The organism is Nostoc sp. FACHB-110 (assembly GCF_014697425.1).
In the GTDB taxonomy this organism is placed as follows: Bacteria; Cyanobacteriota; Cyanobacteriia; order Cyanobacteriales; family Nostocaceae; genus Nostoc_B.
The window spans coordinates 70,765-94,274 of the sequence record NZ_JACJRU010000025.1; the positions used below are offsets into that span (position 1 = coordinate 70,765).

At 39.9% G+C, this 23,510-nt stretch carries 19 protein-coding genes and 2 tRNA genes; 16 read left to right on the forward strand and 5 right to left on the reverse strand.

Annotated elements, in window-relative coordinates; genetic code table 11:
• Positions 1–82: 82 nt before the first annotated feature.
• The 5 genes from H6G69_RS21125 to H6G69_RS21145 all read left to right on the forward strand — a co-directional run bounded on the left by H6G69_RS21125 (position 83) and on the right by H6G69_RS21145 (position 5,259).
• A complete protein-coding gene (locus H6G69_RS21125; RefSeq protein WP_190691080.1) occupies positions 83–388 on the forward strand; it encodes a putative quinol monooxygenase in 306 nt (101 codons plus the stop codon).
• 89 nt (positions 389–477) lie between these two features.
• Entirely contained in the window at positions 478–1,545 is a 1,068-nt protein-coding gene (locus H6G69_RS21130) for a trans-acting enoyl reductase family protein (RefSeq protein ID WP_190691081.1), read from the forward strand.
• A gap of 116 nt (positions 1,546–1,661) precedes the next feature.
• Positions 1,662–2,813 carry an XdhC family protein gene (locus tag H6G69_RS21135; RefSeq protein WP_190691082.1) on the forward strand — a complete coding sequence of 384 codons (1,152 nt, stop codon included), beginning with the start codon at positions 1,662–1,664 and terminating at the stop codon, positions 2,811–2,813.
• Positions 2,795–3,382, forward strand: a complete 588-nt coding sequence (locus H6G69_RS21140) for an NTP transferase domain-containing protein (protein ID WP_190691083.1) — start codon at positions 2,795–2,797, stop codon at positions 3,380–3,382. The genes H6G69_RS21135 and H6G69_RS21140 overlap by 19 nt, the downstream gene beginning before the upstream one ends.
• Before the next feature lie 740 nt (positions 3,383–4,122).
• Positions 4,123–5,259: a hypothetical protein gene (locus H6G69_RS21145; protein WP_190691084.1), complete on the forward strand. Its 1,137-nt coding sequence runs from the start codon at positions 4,123–4,125 to the stop codon at positions 5,257–5,259.
• Between the two features lie 56 nt (positions 5,260–5,315).
• Here H6G69_RS21145 and H6G69_RS21150 read toward each other — a convergent pair whose 3' ends face one another.
• The 4 genes from H6G69_RS21150 to H6G69_RS21165 form a co-directional block, all read right to left on the reverse strand.
• Positions 5,316–6,398 (reverse strand): ATP-dependent 6-phosphofructokinase, encoded by a 1,083-nt coding sequence (locus H6G69_RS21150; protein ID WP_190691085.1) that lies wholly within the window; start codon positions 6,396–6,398, stop codon positions 5,316–5,318.
• A 185-nt stretch (positions 6,399–6,583) separates the two neighbouring features.
• Positions 6,584–7,615 (reverse strand): dihydroorotate dehydrogenase-like protein, encoded by a 1,032-nt coding sequence (locus H6G69_RS21155; protein WP_190691086.1) that lies wholly within the window; start codon positions 7,613–7,615, stop codon positions 6,584–6,586.
• 86 nt (positions 7,616–7,701) lie between these two features.
• Positions 7,702–11,310, reverse strand: coding sequence for a pyruvate:ferredoxin (flavodoxin) oxidoreductase (gene nifJ / locus H6G69_RS21160; RefSeq protein WP_190691087.1), 3,609 nt, complete (start codon positions 11,308–11,310; stop codon positions 7,702–7,704).
• Between the two features lie 353 nt (positions 11,311–11,663).
• Positions 11,664–12,128 (reverse strand): CYTH domain-containing protein, encoded by a 465-nt coding sequence (locus H6G69_RS21165; protein WP_190691088.1) that lies wholly within the window; start codon positions 12,126–12,128, stop codon positions 11,664–11,666.
• 300 nt (positions 12,129–12,428) lie between these two features.
• Between H6G69_RS21165 and H6G69_RS21170 the strand changes: the two genes are divergently transcribed.
• From H6G69_RS21170 to H6G69_RS21220, 11 genes are all read left to right on the forward strand, one after another.
• A complete protein-coding gene (locus H6G69_RS21170) occupies positions 12,429–12,761 on the forward strand; it encodes an antibiotic biosynthesis monooxygenase (RefSeq protein ID WP_190691089.1) in 333 nt (110 codons plus the stop codon).
• 257 nt (positions 12,762–13,018) lie between these two features.
• Positions 13,019–14,482: a signal recognition particle protein gene (gene ffh, locus H6G69_RS21175; RefSeq protein ID WP_190691090.1), complete on the forward strand. Its 1,464-nt coding sequence runs from the start codon at positions 13,019–13,021 to the stop codon at positions 14,480–14,482.
• Between the two features lie 175 nt (positions 14,483–14,657).
• Positions 14,658–14,918: a 30S ribosomal protein S16 gene (gene rpsP / locus H6G69_RS21180; protein WP_190691091.1), complete on the forward strand. Its 261-nt coding sequence runs from the start codon at positions 14,658–14,660 to the stop codon at positions 14,916–14,918.
• The gene (locus H6G69_RS21185; protein WP_190691092.1) at positions 14,881–15,321 is read left to right on the forward strand and encodes a KH domain-containing protein; all 441 of its coding nucleotides are present in this window, start codon (positions 14,881–14,883) and stop codon (positions 15,319–15,321) included. Before rpsP ends, H6G69_RS21185 begins: the two co-directional genes overlap by 38 nt.
• Positions 15,322–15,506: 185 nt before the next feature.
• Positions 15,507–15,683, forward strand: coding sequence for a 30S ribosomal protein S21 (gene rpsU, locus H6G69_RS21190; protein ID WP_190691093.1), 177 nt, complete (start codon positions 15,507–15,509; stop codon positions 15,681–15,683).
• A 279-nt stretch (positions 15,684–15,962) separates the two neighbouring features.
• Positions 15,963–16,916, forward strand: a complete 954-nt coding sequence (locus H6G69_RS21195; protein WP_190691094.1) for a PhoH family protein — start codon at positions 15,963–15,965, stop codon at positions 16,914–16,916.
• Between the two features lie 48 nt (positions 16,917–16,964).
• A complete protein-coding gene (locus H6G69_RS21200) occupies positions 16,965–17,369 on the forward strand; it encodes a ChuX/HutX family heme-like substrate-binding protein (RefSeq protein WP_190691095.1) in 405 nt (134 codons plus the stop codon).
• A 134-nt stretch (positions 17,370–17,503) separates the two neighbouring features.
• Positions 17,504–18,265: a DUF6816 family protein gene (locus tag H6G69_RS21205; RefSeq protein WP_190691096.1), complete on the forward strand. Its 762-nt coding sequence runs from the start codon at positions 17,504–17,506 to the stop codon at positions 18,263–18,265.
• Between the two features lie 112 nt (positions 18,266–18,377).
• Positions 18,378–20,195, forward strand: coding sequence for an ABC transporter ATP-binding protein (locus tag H6G69_RS21210; RefSeq protein WP_190691097.1), 1,818 nt, complete (start codon positions 18,378–18,380; stop codon positions 20,193–20,195).
• 145 nt (positions 20,196–20,340) lie between these two features.
• Positions 20,341–20,422: transfer RNA gene (locus H6G69_RS21215), tRNA-Tyr, on the forward strand.
• 72 nt (positions 20,423–20,494) lie between these two features.
• Positions 20,495–20,566: transfer RNA gene (locus tag H6G69_RS21220), tRNA-Thr, on the forward strand.
• A 527-nt stretch (positions 20,567–21,093) separates the two neighbouring features.
• On the opposite strand, the gene H6G69_RS21225 is transcribed toward H6G69_RS21220, so the two are convergent.
• Positions 21,094–23,181, reverse strand: a complete 2,088-nt coding sequence (locus H6G69_RS21225; protein WP_190691098.1) for a hypothetical protein — start codon at positions 23,179–23,181, stop codon at positions 21,094–21,096.
• Positions 23,182–23,510: the final 329 nt, after the last annotated feature.

The window sequence follows — 23,510 nt, forward strand, 5'->3', positions numbered from 1 at the left end:
AAGTTAAAAGTAAAAAGGTAAAAGTAAAAAATATCCTTTTACCTTTTTATTTTGTGAGGATCTACCAAAACAGGAGAAACCAATGTCAGATACAAAAGTCACAGTCACCGCGCGTTTAAAGGTTAAACCAGGTTTAGAGGACAGATTTAGGCAAGAATTTGAGCCAGTGATTGCTTTAACTCGTACGGAAGATGGATGTATTAATTATGATTTACATCAATCTGTTGAAGACCCATCTTTATTTTTGCTGCATGAGAATTGGGCGAGTGAAGCTATTTTAAATGAGCATTTACAGCAGCCTTATATTAGAGAGCTTGGTGCTAAATCTGCAGAATATCTGGTAGAGCCGCCAGAAATTAAATTATGGCAACAGATTGTTAATAATTAATTTCGATTAAAGCTAGATCCCCTCTAAGTGTTTTTTATCAGTTCAGGGGGGATTTAACTGTTTATTGCTCATTTAATGTGGGAAAAACAATGGCCGCAAAGGTGTTATTGTATGGTGCAACTGGCTATGCAGGTAAACTAATAGCGGAAACTGCAAAAAGTCAGGGTGTAGAATTAATTTTGGCTGGGCGAAATCAGAGTGGATTGGTATCAATAGCTGAACAATGCAACTTTGATTTTCGTGTTTTTGGGTTAGATGATTTTCAGGCGATCGCCCGCGCTTTAGAAGATGTTAAAGTTGTTCTCAATTGTGCCGGGCCTTTTGCGAAAACTGCCAAATCATTAGTTGATGTCTGCTTAAAAACCCAAACCCACTATCTAGATATAGCCGGGGAAGTTCCTGAATTTGCCGCTTTAGAAGCCCGCGATAGTGAAGCCAAAAATGCTGGAATTATGCTGCTTCCCGGTGTGGGATTTGGGGTTGTACCAACTGATTGTATTGCTGTCTATCTCAAATCTCTATTACCAAGTGCTACAACACTCACATTAATCTACGAAACCGAGGGCGGTGTCTCCCAAGGGACGGCAAACACTGTTTTACCAAACTTACATGAAATAGGTGTAGTCAGAAAAGCAGGTAAACTAGTTGCTGCCAAACCAGCCGAGAAAAAGCGCAAAGTTGATTTTGGTGTGGGGCCAGTTACCGCAGTCACTAACCCTTGGCGTGCTGATATTGTTACAGCCTTCCACAGTACTGGCATTCCTAACATAGAAGCTTATACAGTATTTCCTGGCCCTATCAGTTTCTTGATGGAAAGCAGTCATTATTTAGGATGGTTGTTTAGTTCTTCCCCCTGCCAAAGTGCTTTAGTCAGTTTGATTAAAAAATTACCACCAGGCCCCAGCCCAGCCGAACGCGCTCAAGGTAAAGTCAGAGTCATGGGTATTGCTGAAGACGAAACTGGCCGCCAAGTCACCGCCCAACTAACTGGCCCAGAAGCTTATGATTTTACAGCTTTAGCTGCATTAGCAATTATCCAACGAATTCTTAAAGGAGAAGCCAAATCAGGTTTCCAAACTCCGGCCAGTGTTTACGGTACTGATTTGGTTTTAGATATTCCTAGTGTGGTTTTTGCTCACCAACTTACTCACGCATAATTAAAACTTTGGGCGATTTTGGGTATAAATCTGTAATCAGACAGTTGATTTTTGTATGGGTTTTATCAGGAGTTGATATCCTGATCCCAAATACAAATAGTTCTACTGTTGTGCTGATGAAAGAACTTCAAAATATACTTGCAGCTTATCAGCAAGCTCAAAATCAAGGAGAGTTCACCGCCCTAGCGACAGTGGTGAAAACTAGCGGCTCTGTATATCGTCGTCCTGGTGCTAGGATGTTGCTAACGGAATCTGGACAAATGATTGGTTGTGTCAGTGGCGGTTGTTTGGAAAGCGATGTGTTTGAACTTGCCCAACCACTGATGTTTTATGGTGGTGAACCTGTTGTTGCTAAATATGACACCACAGCCAGCGACGATATTGTTTGGGGTTTTGGTCTAGGTTGCAATGGTGTGGTTGAGGTTTTAATTGAGCCACTGTCTGACTCTTTAGCTGAACAACAATTAGAATTTATCAGCGAATGTCTGTATGGTCAGCAACCAGGGGTGATGGCAACGGTTTTTCGGGTAACAGCGAAAAGTAATGTCCGGGTAGCTGCTCGATTACTCTTAAAACCAGACAATATGGTTGTGAATGGTATTGAAGATGCAACTTTGGCTCACCAAGTTTTAACAGATGCTCACCAAGCATTAAAAACCAATCGTTCGCGTGTAGAAAGCTACAAATTACAGGGTGGAACTGCTGAAGTATTTTTAGAAGTTATTCATCCTTTGGTTCCTTTGGTGGTGTTTGGTGCTGGTCATGATGCAATGCCAGTGGTGAACTTAGCTAAACACCAAGGTTGGCACGTTACAGTTGTGGATAACCGACCAGGATACATTACTGCTGGGCGTTTTCCTGATGCTGACCAAATTATTTTTAGCGATCCCCAAGCCATTCAAAATCACTGTATTTTGACATCAAACACAGTGGCTGTAGTGATGACGCATCAATACAAGAGTGATTTAGCTTTGTTAAAAACGTTGTTATCCTCATCAGTGCGTTACATCGGGATTTTAGGGCCAAAAAGTCGCACTCAAAAGTTATTGCAAGATTTAAAATCACTAGGTTTTATCCCCACCGATGCACAGTTGCAGCGTTTGTTTGGGCCTGTGGGTTTGGATATTGGTGCAGATTCACCAGAAGCGATCGCTCTTTCCATCGTAGCGGAAATTCAAGCTGTTTTAGCAAATCGCTCAGGTGGTTGCCTAAGAACAAGGGTTGGCTCAATTCACCAAGAAGAAATATCATGTCTAGTGTCGGTTTAATCATTCTGGCCGCTGGGGCATCGACGCGGATGGGAACGCCCAAACAACTACTACAATACAATCAGCAAAGTTTAATTCGACACGTTGCACAAATAGCGATCGCCTCAGTCTGTCAGCCAGTTATAGTTGTACTAGGCTCTAAGGCTGAAGTTATTCAACCAGAAATTCAGCCGCTACCAATACATATAGTAATCAATTCAGATTGGCATCAAGGAATGAGTAGCTCAATTTGTGCGGGAATAGTAGCCTTAAATGCTATTAGTCCTAACGCAGAGGCTGTTGTTTTGATGCTCTGCGATCAACCTTTGATCAGTACCCAATTGATTAATCATCTGGTTGAAATATATCACAATAATCTTAAGCGAATTGTGGCTTGTGAATATGCATTTAATTTAGGCGTTCCGGCTTTATTTCCTCAAACTTTGTTTGAGCAACTCATGAATCTTTCTGGTGCAGTTGGAGCAAAATTTCTTATCAAAAAATATGCCCATAATGTTGTGGCAATCCCTTTTCCCGAAGGATTAATTGATCTAGATACTCCGGAAGATTACGCAGAGTTAGCCAACTAGCTACCTTGTGCAGTTGAGATGAAGTTAATTTTAAGAGTTAGCGATCGCTATTATCACCTAATTTTGCCAATGCTAGTATAGACACATATACGGAAACAACTATATTTAACCTGAATCTTCAGATTCTAAACCTAAACTCATCAACGATCTGCCTACCTCCATCAAAATATGGGGGTATTTTTTTTGTCTAATTTGTTTAAACTCTAAAATATTACGATAATATGACCTCGTAAGTAACCCTGAAAAAGTTCGTTCGACACCTCAAATATAAGATAAATTAAATACTTAAGTACAAAAAAATACAACAACTCTAGCTTGTAGCTTATTACTTTAGGCTGATTAATAAATATCATTTTTCTATTAAAAAAGCATATAAGTAGCCAAACGCGAAATTCCCAAAGTTGTGTAGTAAACAACAAAAACCGTCTAATTTATGTGATAACCTCTGTTTAAATCAAGCAAATAGACATCTATTAACCTTATTTATACGTGATGAGTAAATTGAAAAAGAAAATCAATAAATAAAAATATTTGCATCCACAGTGGGTTGCGAAAAAGCTGATTTTGTGTGTTCGTTCGTGTGTCAACCCTATTCAATGAAATTGTCAAAATCCTTAACTAATTACGTAACAATAATTGCGTAAAAAGCTCAGATTCTTGTGAATTGCAAACATAGATGCTGGTAATTGCTGTTCCGGCAGTTTTGACAAATAATATTAACTGGCTAAGGAAAACTCACTATGAATGTAGTATCGATTACGAAGCTTGCTGCACCAGATAGATTTTGGTATACGGGAGTTGGGAAAAAAGTATTGATTGATTTTGGCACTGATCGCCCAAAAATTATTCATCAAGCAGGACAAAGTTCTGGTTTTGAAGCAACTGCTAGCTATACTGATCCGTTGACTGGGAAACTCCGGTTATATAGTGATGGTCAACTCATCTTCAACGGACAAACCCACCAGATTCTAGAAGATGGAGTTTGGGGTGCAAAAAGTTGGTCGGCGACCCAAGCAGTGGCGATTGTACCATGCCCTGATGAGCATCGTGAGAGATTCTACATTTTTACTAACAATAATCAGACGATATTTTACTCTCTAGCGGACTTATCTAAAGGTGCAGACGGGGCAGTAACTTTGTTGAACCGAAAACTCACAGGGAAATCTGATAATCCTGGCGAAGCTATTGGTGTTGCACCCCATAGCAATGGAAAATCTTTTTGGTTACTGATGTTTAACGGCAGAACTGAGGTGCGTGCCTATTTGGTAGACAATCAGGGGATCAATAGCAAATATGTTTCCTCTCCCATTGGGTTTCCCGAAAATAGACTAAATTCTTTAGTTGGGAAACGAGTTCATAAAGGTTCAATTATTTTCAGCCCCAATTGGAATAAAGTAGCTTTAGGTGTAGCCGGATTGGGAATTGCGATCGCCAACTTTAACCCTAGTACAGGTATAGTGAGCCACAGTGATTTTTTAATTCGCGGTTCGGCTGGTTACTCTTGCGCCTTCTCACCTGATAGCACAAAGTTGTATTACTCCAAAGGTGATTGGGAGTTTGGACAGTGGAATCACCATACCTTGGAAGGTTGGAACGCCACACCCCACCAAATGGATTTAGTGACTGAGATAGAAACTGAAATTGATACCTTAGCAATTGGTGATATGACTGGCTATTCCGGGCCGAGGTTAGCACCTGACGACAAAATCTACTGGACAGGACAAGGTAAATCTTCTCTAGCTGTAGTCGAAAACCCCAACGCCCCAGGACGCGCTCTGCGATTTAACCTGATGGTTTACCCTTGGGAAATGGTGTGTTTGCTAGTTGGAACTTACCCACACAGACGTTTAGTTTTTGTCGGGATTAGGGGTGCTTAGGCTACGCTCACCATCTGGGTGTGAAGGGAGAATTTTTGACTCAGCAACTCAGCACTTTACCATTCACCTACATAAGTACCTAAAGAATGGGCGCTTTGCACCAAATAACCGCCAGGATCTACTGGTGATGGACTTTTAGCCACTACATCTGCAATTGGAACCGCAACAACTTGGCCATTTTGCCAAGCGACCATTTGGTCATATTTTTCTTGAGCGATTAAATCAACAGCTGCTTTGCCAAAAACTGTAGCTGTCAGTCGGTCTAAAGCGGAGGGAATTCCACCGCGTTGAATGTGTCCTAATACAGAAACTCTGGTATCCACTTCCTGGTGGGTACACTGAGTTATTTGCTCGGCAATATATTGTCCCATACCACATTTTAGCGATGGGGATTTAGTATTTGTGGCTAAACTGCAATGAATACCCAAATCTGTTGCACAAGATGAAATACCCTCGGCCACTACAACTATGGCAAATTTCCGCCGCCAGGTATTTCGGAGTGCCTCTAGATGTTGGCATAAAGCGGGAATTGTGTAAGCAACTTCGGGGATCAATATTGCATCTGCACCGCCAGCAATACCGGAATGTAAAGCTAAATGTCCCGCCGTGCGTCCCATCACTTCCACAATCATGACGCGATCGTGGCTGGCGGCGGTAAATGTGAGACGATTGAGAGCATCGACAATTGTATTCACAGCCGAATCAAATCCGATCGCTCGTTCTGTTAAAGCAACGTCATTATCTATAGTTTTGGGAATAGTGACTAAATTCCAATTGCCGAGAGTTGCCAGCTGATGAATAATATTCATACTGCCATCGCCACCAATGGCAATTAAGGCATCTAAATTTAAGGCTTGATAACCAGCAATCATCTCTCTAGCACGGGCTAGGGTATCACCTTTATTGATTGTGCCGAGGATAGTACCGCCCATATTCAGCAGGGGATCAATACCGCGTAAATCCCAACCATGAAAGCTGAGTGCGATCGCTTGTCGCTCTAATAAACCTTGTGTAGCATAAGGAATACCGACAATTTCCCAATTGTATGTGAGTGTGGCATGACTCACAACTGCACGAATCACACAATTCAAACCCGGACAGTCACCGCCACTAGTCAGAATGCCAATACGTTTTTTCATAAGAGTAGAGAGTAGGGGCTAGGGTGTGGGGAGTAGGAAATTTCAGACTTGAGACTTCAGAGAATAGTAGGTTGGGTGTAGCGATAGCGTAACCCAACAAAGTATGCTCGAATGTTGGGTTCCGTTCCTCCACCCAACCTACACCTGAGCTTCAGACTTCAGACTTCATACTTCATACTTTCTCTTCATCCGTGATAATAAGATGGTTCATAAATCCGCCCCCATTCAGGTTTATAAGTCCGCAAAGCCTTCATATATTGAGCGCGTTCAAAGGCGCTGGGATTTGGGCAATGTTTCTGACTCATACTACCTTGCAACTGTCGGACTGATGCGTATTCGTGTTTTTCCATCCATTGGCGCATTTCCTCCTCGATGCAACGGATGTGATTAATGCCTTGACGCAGCAGTACAGAACACAACATAGTAATATTTGCTCCAGCCATCAGCATTTTTAAGACATCGTGAGCATTATGAATACCACTAGTTGCGGCTAAGTCGGCATTGATGCGATCGTAGAGAATAGCAATCCAACGCAGAGATAAGCGGATATCTTGGGGAGTGCTTAATAATACGTTTGGTTCCACTTCCAAGGTTTCGAGGTTGATATCGGGTTGATAAAATCGGTTGAATAACACTAAAGCATCAGCCCCAGCCAGAGCTAAACGCTTGGCCATATTTGCCATATTGGTAAAATATGGACTTAGCTTAACTGCAACAGGAACATTCACTGAAGATTTGACAGTATGCACCATATTGACGTAACTTTGCTCGATTTCTGCGGCTGTCAGTTCGGTGTCAGTTTGGACGTAGTAAGTATTTAATTCCAGTGCTGATACGCCTGCTTGCTCTAATAGTCTGGCATAACCAATCCATCCCCCTAAAGAAGAGCCGTTTAAGCTAGCAATAATAGGAATATGTACGCTTTCTTTTGCTTTTTGAATTAGTTCTAAATATTCTTCTGGGCCGATGCGAAATCTGTCTAGTTCAGGAAAATAAGTCAGGGATTCAGCAAAACTTTCTGTACCGTAAGTTAAGTGATGATGCAGTTCATAGCTTTCCATGCTTAACTGTTCTTCAAACAGTGAATGCATCACCACCGCACCTGCACCGGCATCTTCCATACGTTTAATGTTGTCAATCTCTTGCGTTAAAGGAGATGAAGAGGGGACAAAAGGCGATCGCAGCTGCATCCCCATGTATGTTGTAGTTATATCCATATTCTATGAGGGGCTAAAGGTTAGAGACTAGGGAGTAGGAAATTTCAGACTTCATACTTCACACTTCAGACTTCATACTTCACACTTCATACTTCATACTTCACACTTTTCAACTGTTGATATGTTTGCCATCGAGTATTGACATCGGCTTGGGCTTCTTGGAGTAACTGCTTGGCTGCTGCGGGGTTAATTTTGGTCAGCATTTTGAAGCGGTTTTCTAAATACATCGATTGTTCTATCGATAGTTTTGGTGTGCGGGAGTCTAGTTGTAAGGGATTTTCGCCGAGGTTGCGGAGTTCGGGGTTATATCTATACAGTAGCCATCTACCAGAATCTACGGCGGCTTTTTGATTTTGCATACCTTGACTCAAATTGATGCCGTGAGCGATGCAATGACTGTAGGCGATAATCAACGAAGTGCCAGGATAAGCCTCGGCTTCTAAAAAGGCTTTGAGTGTATGTTCATCTCTCGCACCCATCGCCACACTTGCAACATAGACGTTACCGTAAGTCATGGCGATTAAACCTAAGTCTTTTTTGGGTGCAGGTTTACCACCAGCCGCAAATTTGGCGACGGCGGCTTTCGGGGTGGATTTGGACATCTGCCCACCTGTGTTGGAATATACCTCTGTGTCTAGCACTAAAATATTCACATTCCGACCACTGGCGAAGACGTGATCTAGCCCGCCAAAGCCGATATCATAGGCCCAACCATCACCGCCAATCATCCAGACACTCTTTTTCACAAGGTAGTCGGTAATACTCAGCAGTTCCTTGGCTTTGGGGTGATTAATAATTTCTAGCTTTTGCTTGAGGATAGCAATGCGATCGCGTTGTTCGCAAATATCGGCTTCATCTTTCTGCACTGCGTTGAGAATACTATTTGCTAGTTCTGCTCCTACTACTGGTGCAAGTAAAGTCAGTAATTCGGCGGCGAATTCGGCTTGTTTATCAATAGAGATGCGAAAACCTAACCCAAATTCGGCGTTATCTTCAAATAAACTGTTAGACCAAGCCGGGCCGCGTCCTTCGGCGTTTTGTGTCCAAGGTGTGGTGGGTAAGTTACCGCCGTAAATTGAAGAACAACCAGTGGCGTTAGCAACAATCATGCGATCGCCAAACAACTGTGTTGCTAATTTAATATAGGGAGTTTCCCCACAACCACCGCAAGCACCAGAAAATTCAAATAGCGGTTCTTGCATTTGCTGTTGGTTGATATGATTTAGCTTCAAGTTGCGTCTATCAGGATTAGGAAGATTCAAGAAGAAATCCCAATTTTGCCGTTCAGCTTCCCGCAATAGTGGTTGCGGTTCCATATTGATAGCTTTTTTGCGCGTTTCGCTTTTATTCTTCGCCGGACACACATCGACGCAAATACCGCAACCTGTACAATCTTCGGCTGCTACTTGGATAGTGTATTTTAACCCGTGCCAATCATGGTCTTTAGCATTGGTACTCTTAAAAGTCTGCGGTGCATTTTCCAGTTGTTGGGGTTCGTAAACCTTGCTACGAATCACACTGTGAGGACATACCATCACACATTTACCACACTGCACGCAGACATCTGCATCCCACACAGGAATTTCTTGGGTGATGTTGCGTTTTTCCCATTTAGCTGTGCCGGTGGGGTAAGTTCCATCCACAGGTAAAGCACTCACAGGTAAATCATCGCCACATTTAGCAATCATTTTACCCAACACTTCCCGCACAAAAGTTGGTGCAGTATCGGGTACAGGTGGGCGCAGTTCGATGTGACTATCTACACCTTGGGGAACTGGAACTTCGTGGAGATTATCTAAGGTGCGGTCTACGGCGTTGAGGTTCATTTGCACAATTTCATTGCCCTTTTTGCCGTAGGATTTGATAATTGATTGCTTGATTTGGGCGATCGCTTCTTCTCGTGGCAACACACCAGACAATGCAAAAAAGCATACTTGCATTACCGTATTTATTCTGCCACCCATCCCGGCTTCGCGGGCAACTTTATAAGCATTAATTACATAAAATTTGAGTTTTTTCTCAATAATTTGTGTTTGAACTAATCTCGGTAATTTCTGCCAAACATCCTCTAAATTGTCAGGACTATTTAATAAGAAAGTTCCACCAGGGATAATATGCGCCAACATATCAAACTGTTCTAAAAATCCCCATTGGTGACAGGCGACAAAGTTAGCTTGGCTAATTAAATAAGTAGAGTGAATAGGTTGAGAACCGAAGCGTAGATGAGAAACCGTCACCGAACCAGATTTTTTCGAGTCGTAGACAAAATAACCTTGGGCGTAATTATCAGTTGCCTCACCAATAATTTTAATAGAGTTTTTATTTGCACCCACAGTCCCATCAGAACCCAAACCATAGAAAATTGCCCGGACTATATTATCTGGTTCGATGTGAAATTCTGGGTCATAATCTAAGCTGGTATGGGTGACATCATCGTTAATCCCAATGGTGAAATGATTTTTGGGTGTAGTCTCTGCCAAATTATCAAACACAGCTTTAATCATCGCTGGTGTAAATTCTTTAGAAGATAAACCATATCTTCCACCAACAACTTTATGAGTGCTGAGTTGAAAGTGCTGTTCACTGAGCGGACTTGTACTGAGCGCAGTCGAAGTAGCCGAAGTGTGAGTGCTGAGTAGGTGTTCAGTTAAAGCAGCGATAATATCCAAATACAACGGTTCACCGGATGAGCCTGGTTCTTTGGTGCGGTCTAAAACTGCTATGCTGCGAGTAGTGGGGGGTAAAGCGGCGATAAATCTTTGACTATCAAAGGGACGATATAGCCGCACTTTGACTACACCAACTTTTTCACCACGGGCATTGAGATAATCTACGGTTTCTTGGGCGGCTTCGCAACCAGAACCCATAATCACGATAATTCTCTCGGCGGTGGAGTCACCATAATATTCAAATAATTGATATTGTCGCCCTGTCATTTGGGCGAACTCATCCATAATTTTTTGGGTGATTTCTGGGCAATTATTGTAATAAGAATTAACCGTTTCTCTGGCTTGAAAATAAACATCAGGGTTTTGGGCTGTACCCCGTAACACTGGTTTATCGGGAGTTAAAGCACGGGAACGATGGGCAAATACTAATTCATGGGGAATGAAGGCGCGTAAATCTGCTTCATCTAAAAGTTCTAATTTATCAACTTCGTGGGAAGTGCGAAAACCATCAAAGAAATGTAAAAAAGGCAGGCGAGATTCTAAACTTGCTCTGGTAGAAATTAAAGCAAAATCATGAGCTTCTTGTACAGAGGCGGCGCATAACATCGCAAAACCAGTCCCACGACAAGCCATCACATCACTATGATCCCCAAAAATCGATAGACCTTGGGCAGCGAGCGATCGCGCGGCAATATGAAATACTGTAGGTGTGAGTTCTCCGGCGATTTTGTACATATTCGGGATCATCAACAATAATCCCTGGGATGCGGTGAATGTGGTTGTTAAAGAACCTGTTTGTAAAGCCCCATGTACAGCACCCGCTACGCCGCCTTCACTCTGCATCTGCACTACTGTTGGTACAGTTCCCCAAATATTTGGTTTACTTTCACTCGCCCAAGCATCCGCCCATTCAGCCATCGGTGACGAAGGCGTAATTGGATAAATGGCGATAACTTCATTCAGTTTATAGACAACTTGGGCAACAGCTTCGTTACCATCTATGGTTGCAAAGGTTCTGTGGTTCATTCTGCTCCGTTCCCCTGAGTTGAGAAAAGAGATTGAACTGCTAGAGAAAAAAGTTTTTTATGTTGGGTTACGGTTTTTTTGTGTGAGTGGCTAAATGAACATTGCTAAATCAAAATAATCGTCCCTCACCTCTAGCCTCTAATCTCTCGTTCTTCTAGATTTTGCTGTTTCTAGGTAAAATCTATGAGAAAATCTTGAGGAACTTGTGAGGAATAGCTAAACAAGTATGAGGTGAGTGCCATTCAATCAATAGTTATGGTCAGCGCATTTGAGATTTTTGATGATGATGGCATATCTCTATAATGTGCTGAGTAACCTGACAAAAGGATTTGCCACAAAATATTCACAAAAATTTACCATTCCGCAAAAGGAAATTTGGCTAAATTACTGTTGAAGTATCTGGGATCATCGGAGACTTCTTCACCAATCCAATCTGGTAATTCAAATTGTTGATGCTCGTCACTGAGTTCTACTTCTGCTATGATCAATCCTTTATTAGCACCATCAAACTCGTCAATTTCCCACACCAAACTACCAAACTCTACTTTATAGCGTAATTTCTCAATTAATGGGCGATCGCACAAAGTATCTAGCATTTCTTGAGCATCTGCCACCGGGATTTCATACTCAAACTCAGAGCGAGTATATTTTTCACTCTTACCTTTAATAGTTAAATAACCTTGGTTATTAGCAATGCGGACTCTGACTGTAGCTTCTTTTTGCGTTGAGATATATCCCTGACGATAAACACTACCTTGGGCTAGTTGTCTCCAACTATCTCCTTTGACTAAAAATTTTCTTTCTATTTCTTTTGGCATTTTAATAATTCTTAATTACAGAAAAACTATGCTTTAGTTTCTTAATTATATGCTGTGGTTATTTACAAGACTTAACTATTTTAGTATTTAAATTATTTAGCATAACTCATAACATATTTGATAAACTATTTAGCTAATTTAAAGTTAAGTAATTAACTTTTAAGTTTTACTTCATTTTCGGATTTTATTGCGCTTGATAAATCTATTTGTTTTAGTTTGTTAAAGAATGAAAATGTAGCTCTATCCTCAGCCAAAAAAATATCTATATATCATACACCTAAAATAAGGAGTAAAAATTTTATGGATTTTCAAGATTTTCTCAGACACAAATTTACCCATGTTTCCATAGGAGAATTCAAGCCAGGTAAATTTGAAACTGCCAAAAAACTTTATGAAGAAGCAGTTGCAACTTATACAACTGGTTTTAAAGGAGCCTATTTGTTGCAAGAACCAGGAACCGACAAAGGCATCTCTATCATTTTCTGGGAGAGTGTTGAAGATATGGAAGCTTGTCACAACGAGATTTACGATAGCATTTTGCAAAAAATGATGCCTTTATTTGCTGAACCGCCCAAAGCCTCAATTTATGAACTGGTTTGTGAAATTAAACCAAATGAAGCAGAGGAAGTCTAAAGTCTAAAATTTCTTCTAAGAAAGAACAATTTGTTAATTGAATACTACTGTTAATATCCCAAGCTAAGAAAGCGATCGCACCTCGCAAAACCATCATTATACGGTTTACCGCCCCAACCGAAGTAGGTATATAGTTGCTCAACTCGGAGGGAAAACTACTAAGCTGGTAGATAGCACGTTCAAATTCTACCGGAAATTCTGTATCGCTATTTAGCGGTTCAGGCTTCCCTACTGGCTAACTAACTTGTAACTAAGATATGTTTGATGCATTAGCAGACCGTTTAGAATCCGCCTGGAAAAAGCTCCGAGGTCAAGATAAAATTTCCCAATCCAACATTCAAGATGCTTTGCGGGAAGTTCGCCGCGCTTTGTTGGAAGCAGATGTTAACCTCCAGGTAGTCAAAGATTTTATTAGCGAAGTTGAAGCCAAGGCGCAGGGAGCCGAGGTAATTTCTGGCGTGCGCCCTGACCAGCAGTTCATCAAAATTGTTTACGATGAATTGGTGCAGGTGATGGGGGAAGAAAACGTTCCCCTGGCGGAAACTGAACAAAAGCCGACAGTTGTGTTGATGGCTGGGTTGCAAGGTACTGGTAAAACCACAGCTACAGCCAAGTTAGCCTTACATCTCCGTAAATTAGACCGTAGCTGTTTGTTAGTCGCCACAGACGTATATCGCCCAGCCGCGATTGATCAGCTAATCACCTTAGGCAAGCAAATTGACGTACCCGTATTTGATTTGGGTAGTGACGCTGACCCAGTGGAAATTGCTCGTCAAGGTGTAGAACGCGCCAAGGCAGAAGGTGTAAATACGGTAATTATCGATACCGCAGGTCGTCTGCAAATCGACCAAGACATGATGGCGGAATTAGCCCGCATCAAAGCCACAGTCCAACCCGACGAAACTCTACTTGTCGTGGACGCGATGACTGGTCAAGAAGCCGCCAACCTCACCCGCACATTCCACGAAGAAATCGGGATTACTGGCGCAATTCTTACCAAGTTAGATGGTGATAGCCGTGGTGGTGCAGCCTTGTCAGTCCGGCAAATTTCCGGCGCGCCCATCAAATTTGTCGGTATTGGCGAGAAAGTCGAAGCCTTACAACCTTTCTACCCTGACCGGATGGCCTCGCGGATTTTGGGCATGGGGGATGTGCTGACTTTGGTCGAAAAAGCCCAAGAAGAAATTGACTTGGCCGATGCCGAGCAAATGCAAGAGAAAATTCTGTCAGCAAAGTTTGACTTTACCGACTTTCTCAAACAGCTGCGTTTGTTGAAAAATATGGGGTCGCTGGGCGGAATCATGAAGTTGATTCCGGGCATGGGCAAGCTGTCAGATGATCAACTCAAGCAGGGAGAAACCCAGCTTAAACGCTGCGAAGCGATGATTAATTCCATGACCAAGCAAGAACGCAAAGACCCTGATTTATTGGCAAGTTCTCCCAGCCGACGACGACGGGTAGCAAAAGGTTCTGGTTACAAAGAAACAGATGTAAGTAAGCTGGTAGCAGACTTCCAAAAAATGCGATCGCTCATGCAGCAAATGGGTCAAGGTAACTTCCCCGGTATGCCAGGAGGAATGTTTGGCGGTATGGGTAACGCCTTCGCAGGTGGAGGCAACCGTCCCGCCGCCCCAGGATGGCGCGGTTACACTGGCGGCGGTGGTGCTACCAAAAAGAAAAAACCCAAAGATAAAAAGAAAAAAGGCTTTGGCAATCTATAAGAAAAGGGAACAAGGTTGGGGGAACAGGCAACAGCTTTCTATTTCCCATTCCCTTAACTTAATAGCCGTAAACACCATTCGAGTGTTAAAATGAGCATTTCAGCATGGGAAGTTATAATTACTTCCTAGATAATTGCTGCAAAAATACCAATAAACAGGAGAACGATTCTTCAAAATGATCAAACTGCGCTTGAAGCGATACGGAAAAAAGCGGGAAGCTAGTTACCGCATTGTCGCCATGAATAGCCTCTCTCGCCGAGATGGTCGTCCCCTAGAAGAACTGGGCTTTTACAACCCCAGAACTGATGAAGTGCGACTAGATGTTCCTGCCATCGTCAAGCGACTACAACAAGGCGCTCAACCCACTGACACAGTACGTCGCATTTTAGTAAAAGCTAATGTTTTTGAACAGGTCAGTGCCCAACCCGCATCATAACGTCAACACACAATTTCCAACAGCTAGTCCTAACTATGTGGGACTAGTTAAATTTTTGGTGCAGCCTTTTTTGGAATCTCCAGAGACTTTAAGCGTCGATTGTGAAATTTCTCATACCCTGAAAAAGGTTTGGATTCGCATTGCTTTTGACAGCACAGATAAAGGCAAAGTATTTGGTCGCGGTGGACGCAATATTCAGGCAATTCGCACAGTAATTGCGGCTGCTGCGGAGCTTGCTGGCCAATCAGTATACCTGGATATCTATGGCAGTGCTGCTATGGGGCGAGATGGTATGTCTTTTGATGAAGACCGCGAAGAGCGAACACCACCGCCAAAAACTAGGGAAAGACGCGGAGACGGGCCTAGTAGACCTATTGCTAAACCCCGTTCCCGCTCGGTTTAAACTAGAGAGAAAGGAAGATGAGGGAAAAAGTGTGAAGTGTGAAGTGTGAAGTGTGAAGTGTGAAGTATGAAATTTCATCCTTTAACTTTCTTGCTTCTGACTCCTAAATTTCCTCATTTGCCTTGTTTCTAAATGCTATTGTTGAATGCAACTTCTAAATCTCTGTAAGGGGGTGAAATCAGGGAGTGGCTGAAGTCCGTTTGGGTGAAAATGAAACAATTGACTCGGCACTAAGACGTTTTAAAAAGAAAATTCAAAGGGCCGGGATTTTATCTGAAGTTAAACGCCGAGAAAGATACGAAAAACCCAGTCTACGCCGTAAGCGTAAAGCGGAAGCCGCACGCAAAGGTGGCCGTTATTAATCGGTGAACCAATGTGAAAAGTGCGATTGAGGTGGGAAAGTTTGATTAATTTTCACCTCAAAAAAGTAGAGATGCGATCGCATCTCTACCTCACCAAAAAAATTAGGTCAAAATTAAATAAGCACTCTTATATAAAAACCCAAAAGAATTTCGAGATAGTCATTGATATTCCAGAGGAAAAATGACTAATCATCTTAAAAATGTAAAAATACTCTAGTAAAAACCTCAAAATACTAGACCGTTGTTAAAAATTCCTCCTCACACATTGATGAAATAACTATGGCAGATGCCTTAACTATTCAGCTGCCTAATATTCCGAGTGCTATCGCCCTTGCAGGTGATGGTGAAGAAAATCTCAAAATCCTGTCTCGGCAAACAGGCGCGATGTTAGTTCTGCGCGGACAGGAATTGCTAATTTCTGGTACAGATGCCCAGATTAACCTAGCTTCTAGATTAGTGCGATCGCTTGAAGACCTGTGGATGAAAGGCAACAACATTTCCAGTGCCGATATTTTAACAGCTCGTCAAGCCTTAGATAGCCATCAAGAAGACCAACTACAAGAACTGCGTCGAGATGTTCTCGCTAAAACCCGTCGCGGTGAAGAAGTCCGCGCTAAAACATTTCGTCAAAGACAATACATCGAGTCGATCCGCAAACGTGACGTTACCTTCTGCACGGGGCCTGCTGGTACAGGTAAAACTTATCTGGCTGTGGTTGTCGCCGTTCAAGCATTGCTAACCAATCAAGTTGAAAAGCTGATTTTAACTCGTCCCGCCGTCGAAGCAGGCGAAAAGTTAGGCTTCTTACCAGGAGACTTACAGCAGAAAATTAATCCTTATCTGCGTCCACTTTACGATGCGATTTACGAATTTATCGATGTTGAAAAAGTCCCTAATTTAATGGAACGGGGAATTATTGAAGTTGCACCCCTAGCTTATATGCGGGGACGCACGCTCAATAATGCTTTCGTCATTGTGGATGAAGCCCAAAACACCACACCAGCGCAAATGAAAATGGTGTTGACTCGTTTGGGTTTCCGTTCGCGGATGGTGATTACAGGAGACACGACACAAACTGATTTACCCCATAATCAACAATCAGGGCTTTCAGTGGCGATCGATATTTTAAAACACGTTGAAGGCATTGCTTTTTGCGAATTCACCCAAAAAGATGTCGTACGTCATCCCCTAATTCAGCGCATTGTTGCGGCTTACGAAAAGTATGAAAAATAATCAACACTTAACAGTCAACAGTTAACAAATTACAAAGGACAACTAATCATGAGTGCAAATTTAAAAGAATTTTTAGAAGCTTGCGAAGCTTTAGGAACATTACGTTTAATCGTCACTAGTAGTGCTGCGGTATTAGAAGCACGCGGCAAAATAGAAAAGCTATTTTATGCCGAATTGCCCAAAGGTAAATACGCCAATATGCACACCGAAGGCTTTGAATTTCACCTGAATATGGACAAAATTACCCAAGTAAAATTTGAAACAGGTGAAGCAAAACGCGGCAATTTTACAACCTACGCCATCCGCTTTTTAGATGATCAGCAAGAACCTGCTTTAAGCTTATTTTTACAATGGGGTAAACCAGGAGAATATGAACCCGGTCAAGTAGAAGCTTGGCAAGTTTTAAAAGATAAATATGGCGAAGTTTGGCAACCTTTACCAGTAGAGGTATAAGTCAAATTAAGTTGTAGGTTGGGTGGCGCAACAGCCTAACCCAACATAATCATTGAATCTCACTCCGTTACACTTAATATACATTTTTTACTCATACCCTTTCACACAAAATCCAAAATTGATATGAGGTTAATTTGCAGTTTTTTTTTATTGTTTTATTCCTTCTAGGATGCAGTGGGAATGCAGCCGCAGGTGAATTATCTCAACACTTGGCAAACTTCCCTCAATGGAATAAATTAACTTCAGTACAGCCTGCTTCCGGCGATTTAGTTTACCCTGAATGGATGGCGGGTACTTGGAAAGTTACAAGTACATTAATAGATTTAGCTGCACCTTTAGCACCAGATATTATTACACCTGGGTTTGAAAGTAACCGTCAACAACTTAATCAACCTGTGAGTTTTATTGTCAGGTTTATCAAAGAAAAGCCACCAGTTACAAATAGCTTACAGTTTATTCCTAAAATCGAAAATCAAACACCAATTTTAGTTGCAGATAGAGCATTTAACAGTTTAAATTTGGCAAGAGCTTATTTAGGTGATGAAACTGTATTATCTGTCAAAGTAGATCCAGAATCACCTAATCGGCAAATTACATTTTTACGCCAAGAACGTCAATTAGTTTCTATCGTCACTGCACGTACTACAGAAAGTCCGGCTGATGACAAATTTATTACGTCTGAAGTATTTCAACAACTATTTAAAGGTGGTTCTCGTCCTTATTTGAATTCTGTCGAATCTACTACCGCATATCATAAATTACCTACAAATAACCCTACAATAGAAGCTGATCAAGTTACTGCTGTTTATCTTTCACCCCAAGATCCCGATTACTTTCAAGCAGGTTCTCGACCTGTTGCACTTTATCGCTATCGGCTCGAATTTCATCCTGGGTAGTTATTACCTATTCCAAAAGAATGATTTGGTGATTTAACTATTGACTCTTTTGTAATACGTTTGTAGTATAAAAATTCCAAGCTCAAGCTCACGCTCTTGGACAAAATATATCATGGCAAAGTTTCGAGATATTATCGATTATTTCCGTCCTCACTGGAAAATCGGCGTTTTCAGTATTGCAGCGTCAAGTATATACGAAATTATTGATTTGGTTGTTCCTTATGCGATTGGGCAAATTTTAAATGTTTTGTCTGGCCAAGCATTGGATAAACCATTACAAGGTGCGATCGCACTTTTGTCAAACACTATCAACTATCCAGTTAATCAAACTCTATCTTTAGGTGTATTACTAGGGTTGATTTTTCTCGCCACTGTAGTACGTGCGCCTACACAACCTTGGTTAACAGTTTGGTATCACTGGGATATTGCTTTAAAGTCGCGCCGGAGTAAAAGTCAAACAGCCATAGAAAAAATCCTCTCTCTTCCTTTAGAATTTTATGATGTCAATAACCCAGGAAGAATTGCTGGTCGAGTAGCTAGAGGTATTGCTAACCATACTTGGACATATCCAGAAATCGCTGGACAATTAATTCCTAAATTACTGCGGGTGTTGGGGATTTTTGCATTTATTCTGGTGATTGAATGGAGAATTGCTATTTTATATCTGATTTCTTTTGTGATTATTTTGGTGTTTAGCTTAAAAGAGCTAAAGCAAATAATTTGGCATGAAAGACGCTTGGATAAATATATGGAAGATACCGAAAGCCGGACTTCCGAATTAATCACCAACATCAAAACAGTAAAAGCATTTGCTACAGAATCTAGAGAGTTAAAACGGCAACAGAAGCGTTTAAATCGTGAGTTAAAAGTAGTCGATTATCGTATCCACAAAAATTATGTGAAACTGATAACTTGGCAAAAAACAGTAATTCAGTTTTGTGTGTTTACGATTTTAGGTTTAACTTTAGCAGCAACCTTAGATGGGAGAATTTCTCTTGGTCATTTTGTCATGACCTTGACACTTTCTAGCATGGCTTATGCTGAATTAGAACCGATTAGTACTGTAGCAGAAACTTTTGCTCGTCGCTATTCTTCGATGTTGCGATTTCACGAATTTCTGCAAGAGCCAACGAGTTTTGATACCTCTAATCTTTTAGTCGAAAATGAGGCAGAAGCAGCTGAGAAATTTACTGGCAAATTAGAATTGGCTAACGTCAGTTTTGGCTATGATACCAAACGCCAAGTTTTGCAAGATATCAACTTATTAATTGAACCTTACCAAACAGTTGCTTTAGTCGGGCGTTCTGGTTCTGGTAAATCGACTTTAGTCAAACTTCTGTTGCGGTATTTTGAACCCCAAACAGGACAAATTCTCATTGATGGTCAAGATATCCGCACTTTGGATGTAGGTAAGTATAGACGCAGGTTGGCGATCGTTCACCAAGAAGTAGACGTTTTCAACGGTACAGTCTTGGATAACCTGACCTACGGTAGACCAAATGCAACATTCGCGCAAGTGCAAGAAGCCTGTAGGATAGCCAGAGTTGATGAGGTAGTGCAGCACCTACCCCAAGGTTATTACACCATTGTTGGCGAACGTGGGGTAAGACTGTCTGGCGGACAAAGACAGCGCTTAGGAATTGCTAGAGCGTTGTTAGTCGAACCAGACGTACTGATTTTTGACGAAGCCACATCTAGCTTAGACTATGAGTCAGAACGTTCAATTCAAATGGCGATGCGATCGATTCAAGGTACTTGTACGACTATCGTCATTGCTCACCGTTTGAGTACAGTCCGGGACGCAGACAAAATAGTGGTTCTAGACCAAGGGAAAATTGTCGAAGTCGGTAGCCATGAAGAACTTTTGCGACAAGAAGGCATTTATCAACGCTTACACTCTTTGCAAGAAACAGGCGAATTCCTGAGTTAGGGGGGAATCAGGCACTAAAAATTGGACAAGTTTTCATCACCCAACGGTTGATAGCAAGAAGGCGGTAAATTTTACCGCCTTTTTTTTGGAAAAGACTTGCACTTTTTAAATTCTGTTGCTACTATGATAAATCGTGAGACGAAACGGGTCGGTGTCCGAGTGGTTAATGGAGGCGGACTGTAAATCCGCTGGCTTTGCCTACGCTAGTTCGAATCTAGCCCGGCCCACTTCTCACACATTTATAGTTTTTGTAGCAGACACAAAAATTATAGCTTATAATAAATAGTAAGTGTTAGTTTGCCCGTGTGGCTCAGTGGTAGAGCACACCCTTGGTAAGGGTGAGGTCACGAGTTCAATCCTCGTCACGGGCTTTTCCGAAAGTATAGGGAAAGCTAAAATTTCCGCAAGTTGCATAAATTGGCTGTACTCTACCAGTATCGCCCTACGTACCTGAACTTGCATAGAAGTTGCATAACACTATTATTTATAGAATGAGCTTAAATATATAAGTTATTGTGATATATTCAGTAGTACTTTGTAGTTTATCCACTTCTGTTAGATAACTACTCACGCTACATGAGCCTATAACCCATCTGTTTTAAGTTTCAGGTATCAAACTACATTAGCTTTACATTAACAGTTATAGAGGCTTATAAAGGCAATTATCAACAATTGACACATACTCATGTCAAAATACTGCATATATCAAGCTAAGTATTATAATTTCACTGTGAGAAATAAGGCGCATCACAACAGGATGAATTGCAGTATTGACTATAAATAAACCGCAATACGCTATATATCAATTTATTCAATTAAAACAGTTTTCAATATATATCAGGGCATAAATATTATATTAGTATAGTTAGAGTAACTTAAATAAATTAAAGTTAGAAAATTATTTAACTATAAGTTTTTGTATTTTGCTATTTATGACCTTATAATTACTACGATAATAATTTATTTTCTCATTAGCTTTATTAGAAATGAAAGTACTTTTTGGGATAGAGTTTAATAAATCAATTGCTTGGGATAAATTCGATTGTGCTTGTTGCAATGAGGTAAGTTGCTGAGGTTTATCTTGAACAGTAAGAGCGGCTTGCCACGCCTTCTGTTGGGCTAACTTAAAGTCTTCTAAGGCTTTCTGCTCTATTAAAATTGTTTTATTGATAGCGTTATAGTTATTCCTATATAAAACGAGTTTATCTTTGGCTTGAGGATAAATTTTAGAATTCTGTGGAATAGATTCTAAACTACTAATAGCTTTTTGCCACTTTGATTTTGCTTGTTGCCATACTTCTGGCGGATGAGGAGGTTTCTGAACTATAACAGAAGCTTCCATAGCTAATTGTTGAGCATTTTTCAATTTTTCACTATACTTTATATCTGTTAATATAATTTCTTTTTCTTGATTAACTTTATATGCCGAGCTTTCTTCAATTTTTAAGTTACTGTCTCTATCAACAGTATCTCTAACAATACTTAGATATGCTATTAACTGTTGTAATTGTGTACGCTTAGTAGCAGTTACCAAAATACTAAGGCTTATCAATAGTGTAATAGAAAAAATTACTATTCCTAATATTCGTTTATTTTTTAACTGTTTGTTTGCAGATAATATTGTCTGGTTAGCTTCTTGAATAAGGTTATCTATAGATTTAGATACGTTTAAATATTGAATATATATATCAGTTATTTTATCTTTTTTAGAACTAACATTTAAAATAACTTCACCACTAGTATGGAATTCTAATCCTATTAAGGATTTACCAAATATAGATATAAACTTTTCTATTGTCGCAGGTTTAATATCAAATTCAGTATTACAATTTTTCAATGTTTGAGCTAATCGATCAATCTTTTCTTTTAAAGCAAATAATGGTTCTTTTACATTAGTTAATTGCTCAATATGTTGTTTAATTAATTTAGTCTTGATTTCTTTTAAATCTAATTTAACTATTTTACTAATTGCGTCTATTTTATATTGAGCAGATTGAATATCTATATTCTTTTCCTCTAAGGATCTCTTGATACTGTAAAAATTATTAGTAAGATTACTTTTAATAAATTCTTGAAAATGTTCAGTTTGCAATTTAAGAGATTCTACTTTTTTATTTAAATTCTCATACTTAGAGATTAATTTTTCTAAACTAATGCTTTGTTTATTATAAGTTATAAAAATGAATTCTCCTTTAGAGTTAATTTTTATTCCACATATATATCCCTCTAATTTAGTTACTAATGCTTCTAATTTAGTAGAATTTAAAACATATTTATGATTTAATCCTAATGGTCTTTCTGTGTTATCGCTACCTATTTTTATAATTTCTTGAATATTTATGTGTAGGCTATCAAGCTTATTTTTTATTTCTAGACTATTTTTTAATTGTGTTTCTATACTTTGTAAATTAAACCACTCTAAATCAAGTCTAATTGATGGTAAAATTTTTCTAAGTTCTTCATGCAAGTCAATAGTTTTATTTTTATGTAGTTTAAATTTACATGGTTCAACTAGTTGGCTGATTTCATTAATATTATTAATAATATTTTCACTTAATTCTTGAAGACTCAATAATAAATATATTTCTCTTTCTCTTGAGTGGTTAATATCTTTATCTGATTTAGAGTTGAATATATCCTCAACTCCAGACTCTAATAATTCATCACCTATTGTTGAGACAACATCGGATAAAAGAGGAATTGCTATTTCTGCCATTCTCAATTTAAAACCTAATGCTGTTTTACCAACACCTTTAGCTATCTCTAAACCACGATTACCAAATTCTCCTACTTGATTAATAAATTTTGTAACATTTAGGTTTTTAAGTTCAGAATTAATATCTTTTTTTATTTGCTCAACTCGTTTGTGGTTCTTTTTTAATTGTTGAATTTGTTGTTTTATTAATTCAGTATTATCAAAATTAATTTTTATATTTTCATTTATATTTTTTAATTCTTTATTGTAATTTTCTATTATTTCTTTCATAATGTTAATTCTAAAATTTTATGCTTTACAGCAGATATAAGGTAACGGCATTCTTACGAAGATAACTTTAATTATTACCAAATAGTTTAGTAATCCCACTGTATTTAGAATTAAATATTAATTGTAAATATCTAAGTAAAATTGACTAATTTATCTCTGAAGTATTTTGCTTCTATCCTTTCCAGCATTATCACTTTTAGGTATATCATCTATAAATGTGTAGAACCTTGACTAAAACCATTGCTATGATTGTGTTTGAAGGCTCCACTATAGGTTTCAAAATAGGTTCCACAGTATGAGTGTGTGTAACCTTGCCAAATAATGGCGAG

What these genes read in the sequence shown, in the direction of transcription:
- H6G69_RS21125 (WP_190691080.1), top strand. Translation starts at nt 83, where the DNA reads ATGTCAGATACAAAAGTCACAGTCACCGCGCGTTTAAAGGTTAAACCA.
- H6G69_RS21130 (WP_190691081.1), top strand. Translation starts at nt 478, where the DNA reads ATGGCCGCAAAGGTGTTATTGTATGGTGCAACTGGCTATGCAGGTAAA.
- H6G69_RS21135 (WP_190691082.1), top strand. Translation starts at nt 1,662, where the DNA reads ATGAAAGAACTTCAAAATATACTTGCAGCTTATCAGCAAGCTCAAAAT.
- H6G69_RS21140 (WP_190691083.1), top strand. Translation starts at nt 2,795, where the DNA reads ATGTCTAGTGTCGGTTTAATCATTCTGGCCGCTGGGGCATCGACGCGG.
- H6G69_RS21145 (WP_190691084.1), top strand. Translation starts at nt 4,123, where the DNA reads ATGAATGTAGTATCGATTACGAAGCTTGCTGCACCAGATAGATTTTGG.
- H6G69_RS21150 (WP_190691085.1), bottom strand. Translation starts at nt 6,398, where the DNA reads ATGAAAAAACGTATTGGCATTCTGACTAGTGGCGGTGACTGTCCGGGT.
- H6G69_RS21155 (WP_190691086.1), bottom strand. Translation starts at nt 7,615, where the DNA reads ATGGATATAACTACAACATACATGGGGATGCAGCTGCGATCGCCTTTT.
- nifJ (WP_190691087.1), bottom strand. Translation starts at nt 11,310, where the DNA reads ATGAACCACAGAACCTTTGCAACCATAGATGGTAACGAAGCTGTTGCC.
- H6G69_RS21165 (WP_190691088.1), bottom strand. Translation starts at nt 12,128, where the DNA reads ATGCCAAAAGAAATAGAAAGAAAATTTTTAGTCAAAGGAGATAGTTGG.
- H6G69_RS21170 (WP_190691089.1), top strand. Translation starts at nt 12,429, where the DNA reads ATGGATTTTCAAGATTTTCTCAGACACAAATTTACCCATGTTTCCATA.
- ffh (WP_190691090.1), top strand. Translation starts at nt 13,019, where the DNA reads ATGTTTGATGCATTAGCAGACCGTTTAGAATCCGCCTGGAAAAAGCTC.
- rpsP (WP_190691091.1), top strand. Translation starts at nt 14,658, where the DNA reads ATGATCAAACTGCGCTTGAAGCGATACGGAAAAAAGCGGGAAGCTAGT.
- H6G69_RS21185 (WP_190691092.1), top strand. Translation starts at nt 14,881, where the DNA reads ATGTTTTTGAACAGGTCAGTGCCCAACCCGCATCATAACGTCAACACA.
- H6G69_RS21195 (WP_190691094.1), top strand. Translation starts at nt 15,963, where the DNA reads ATGGCAGATGCCTTAACTATTCAGCTGCCTAATATTCCGAGTGCTATC.
- H6G69_RS21200 (WP_190691095.1), top strand. Translation starts at nt 16,965, where the DNA reads ATGAGTGCAAATTTAAAAGAATTTTTAGAAGCTTGCGAAGCTTTAGGA.
- H6G69_RS21210 (WP_190691097.1), top strand. Translation starts at nt 18,378, where the DNA reads ATGGCAAAGTTTCGAGATATTATCGATTATTTCCGTCCTCACTGGAAA.
- H6G69_RS21225 (WP_190691098.1), bottom strand. Translation starts at nt 23,181, where the DNA reads ATGAAAGAAATAATAGAAAATTACAATAAAGAATTAAAAAATATAAAT.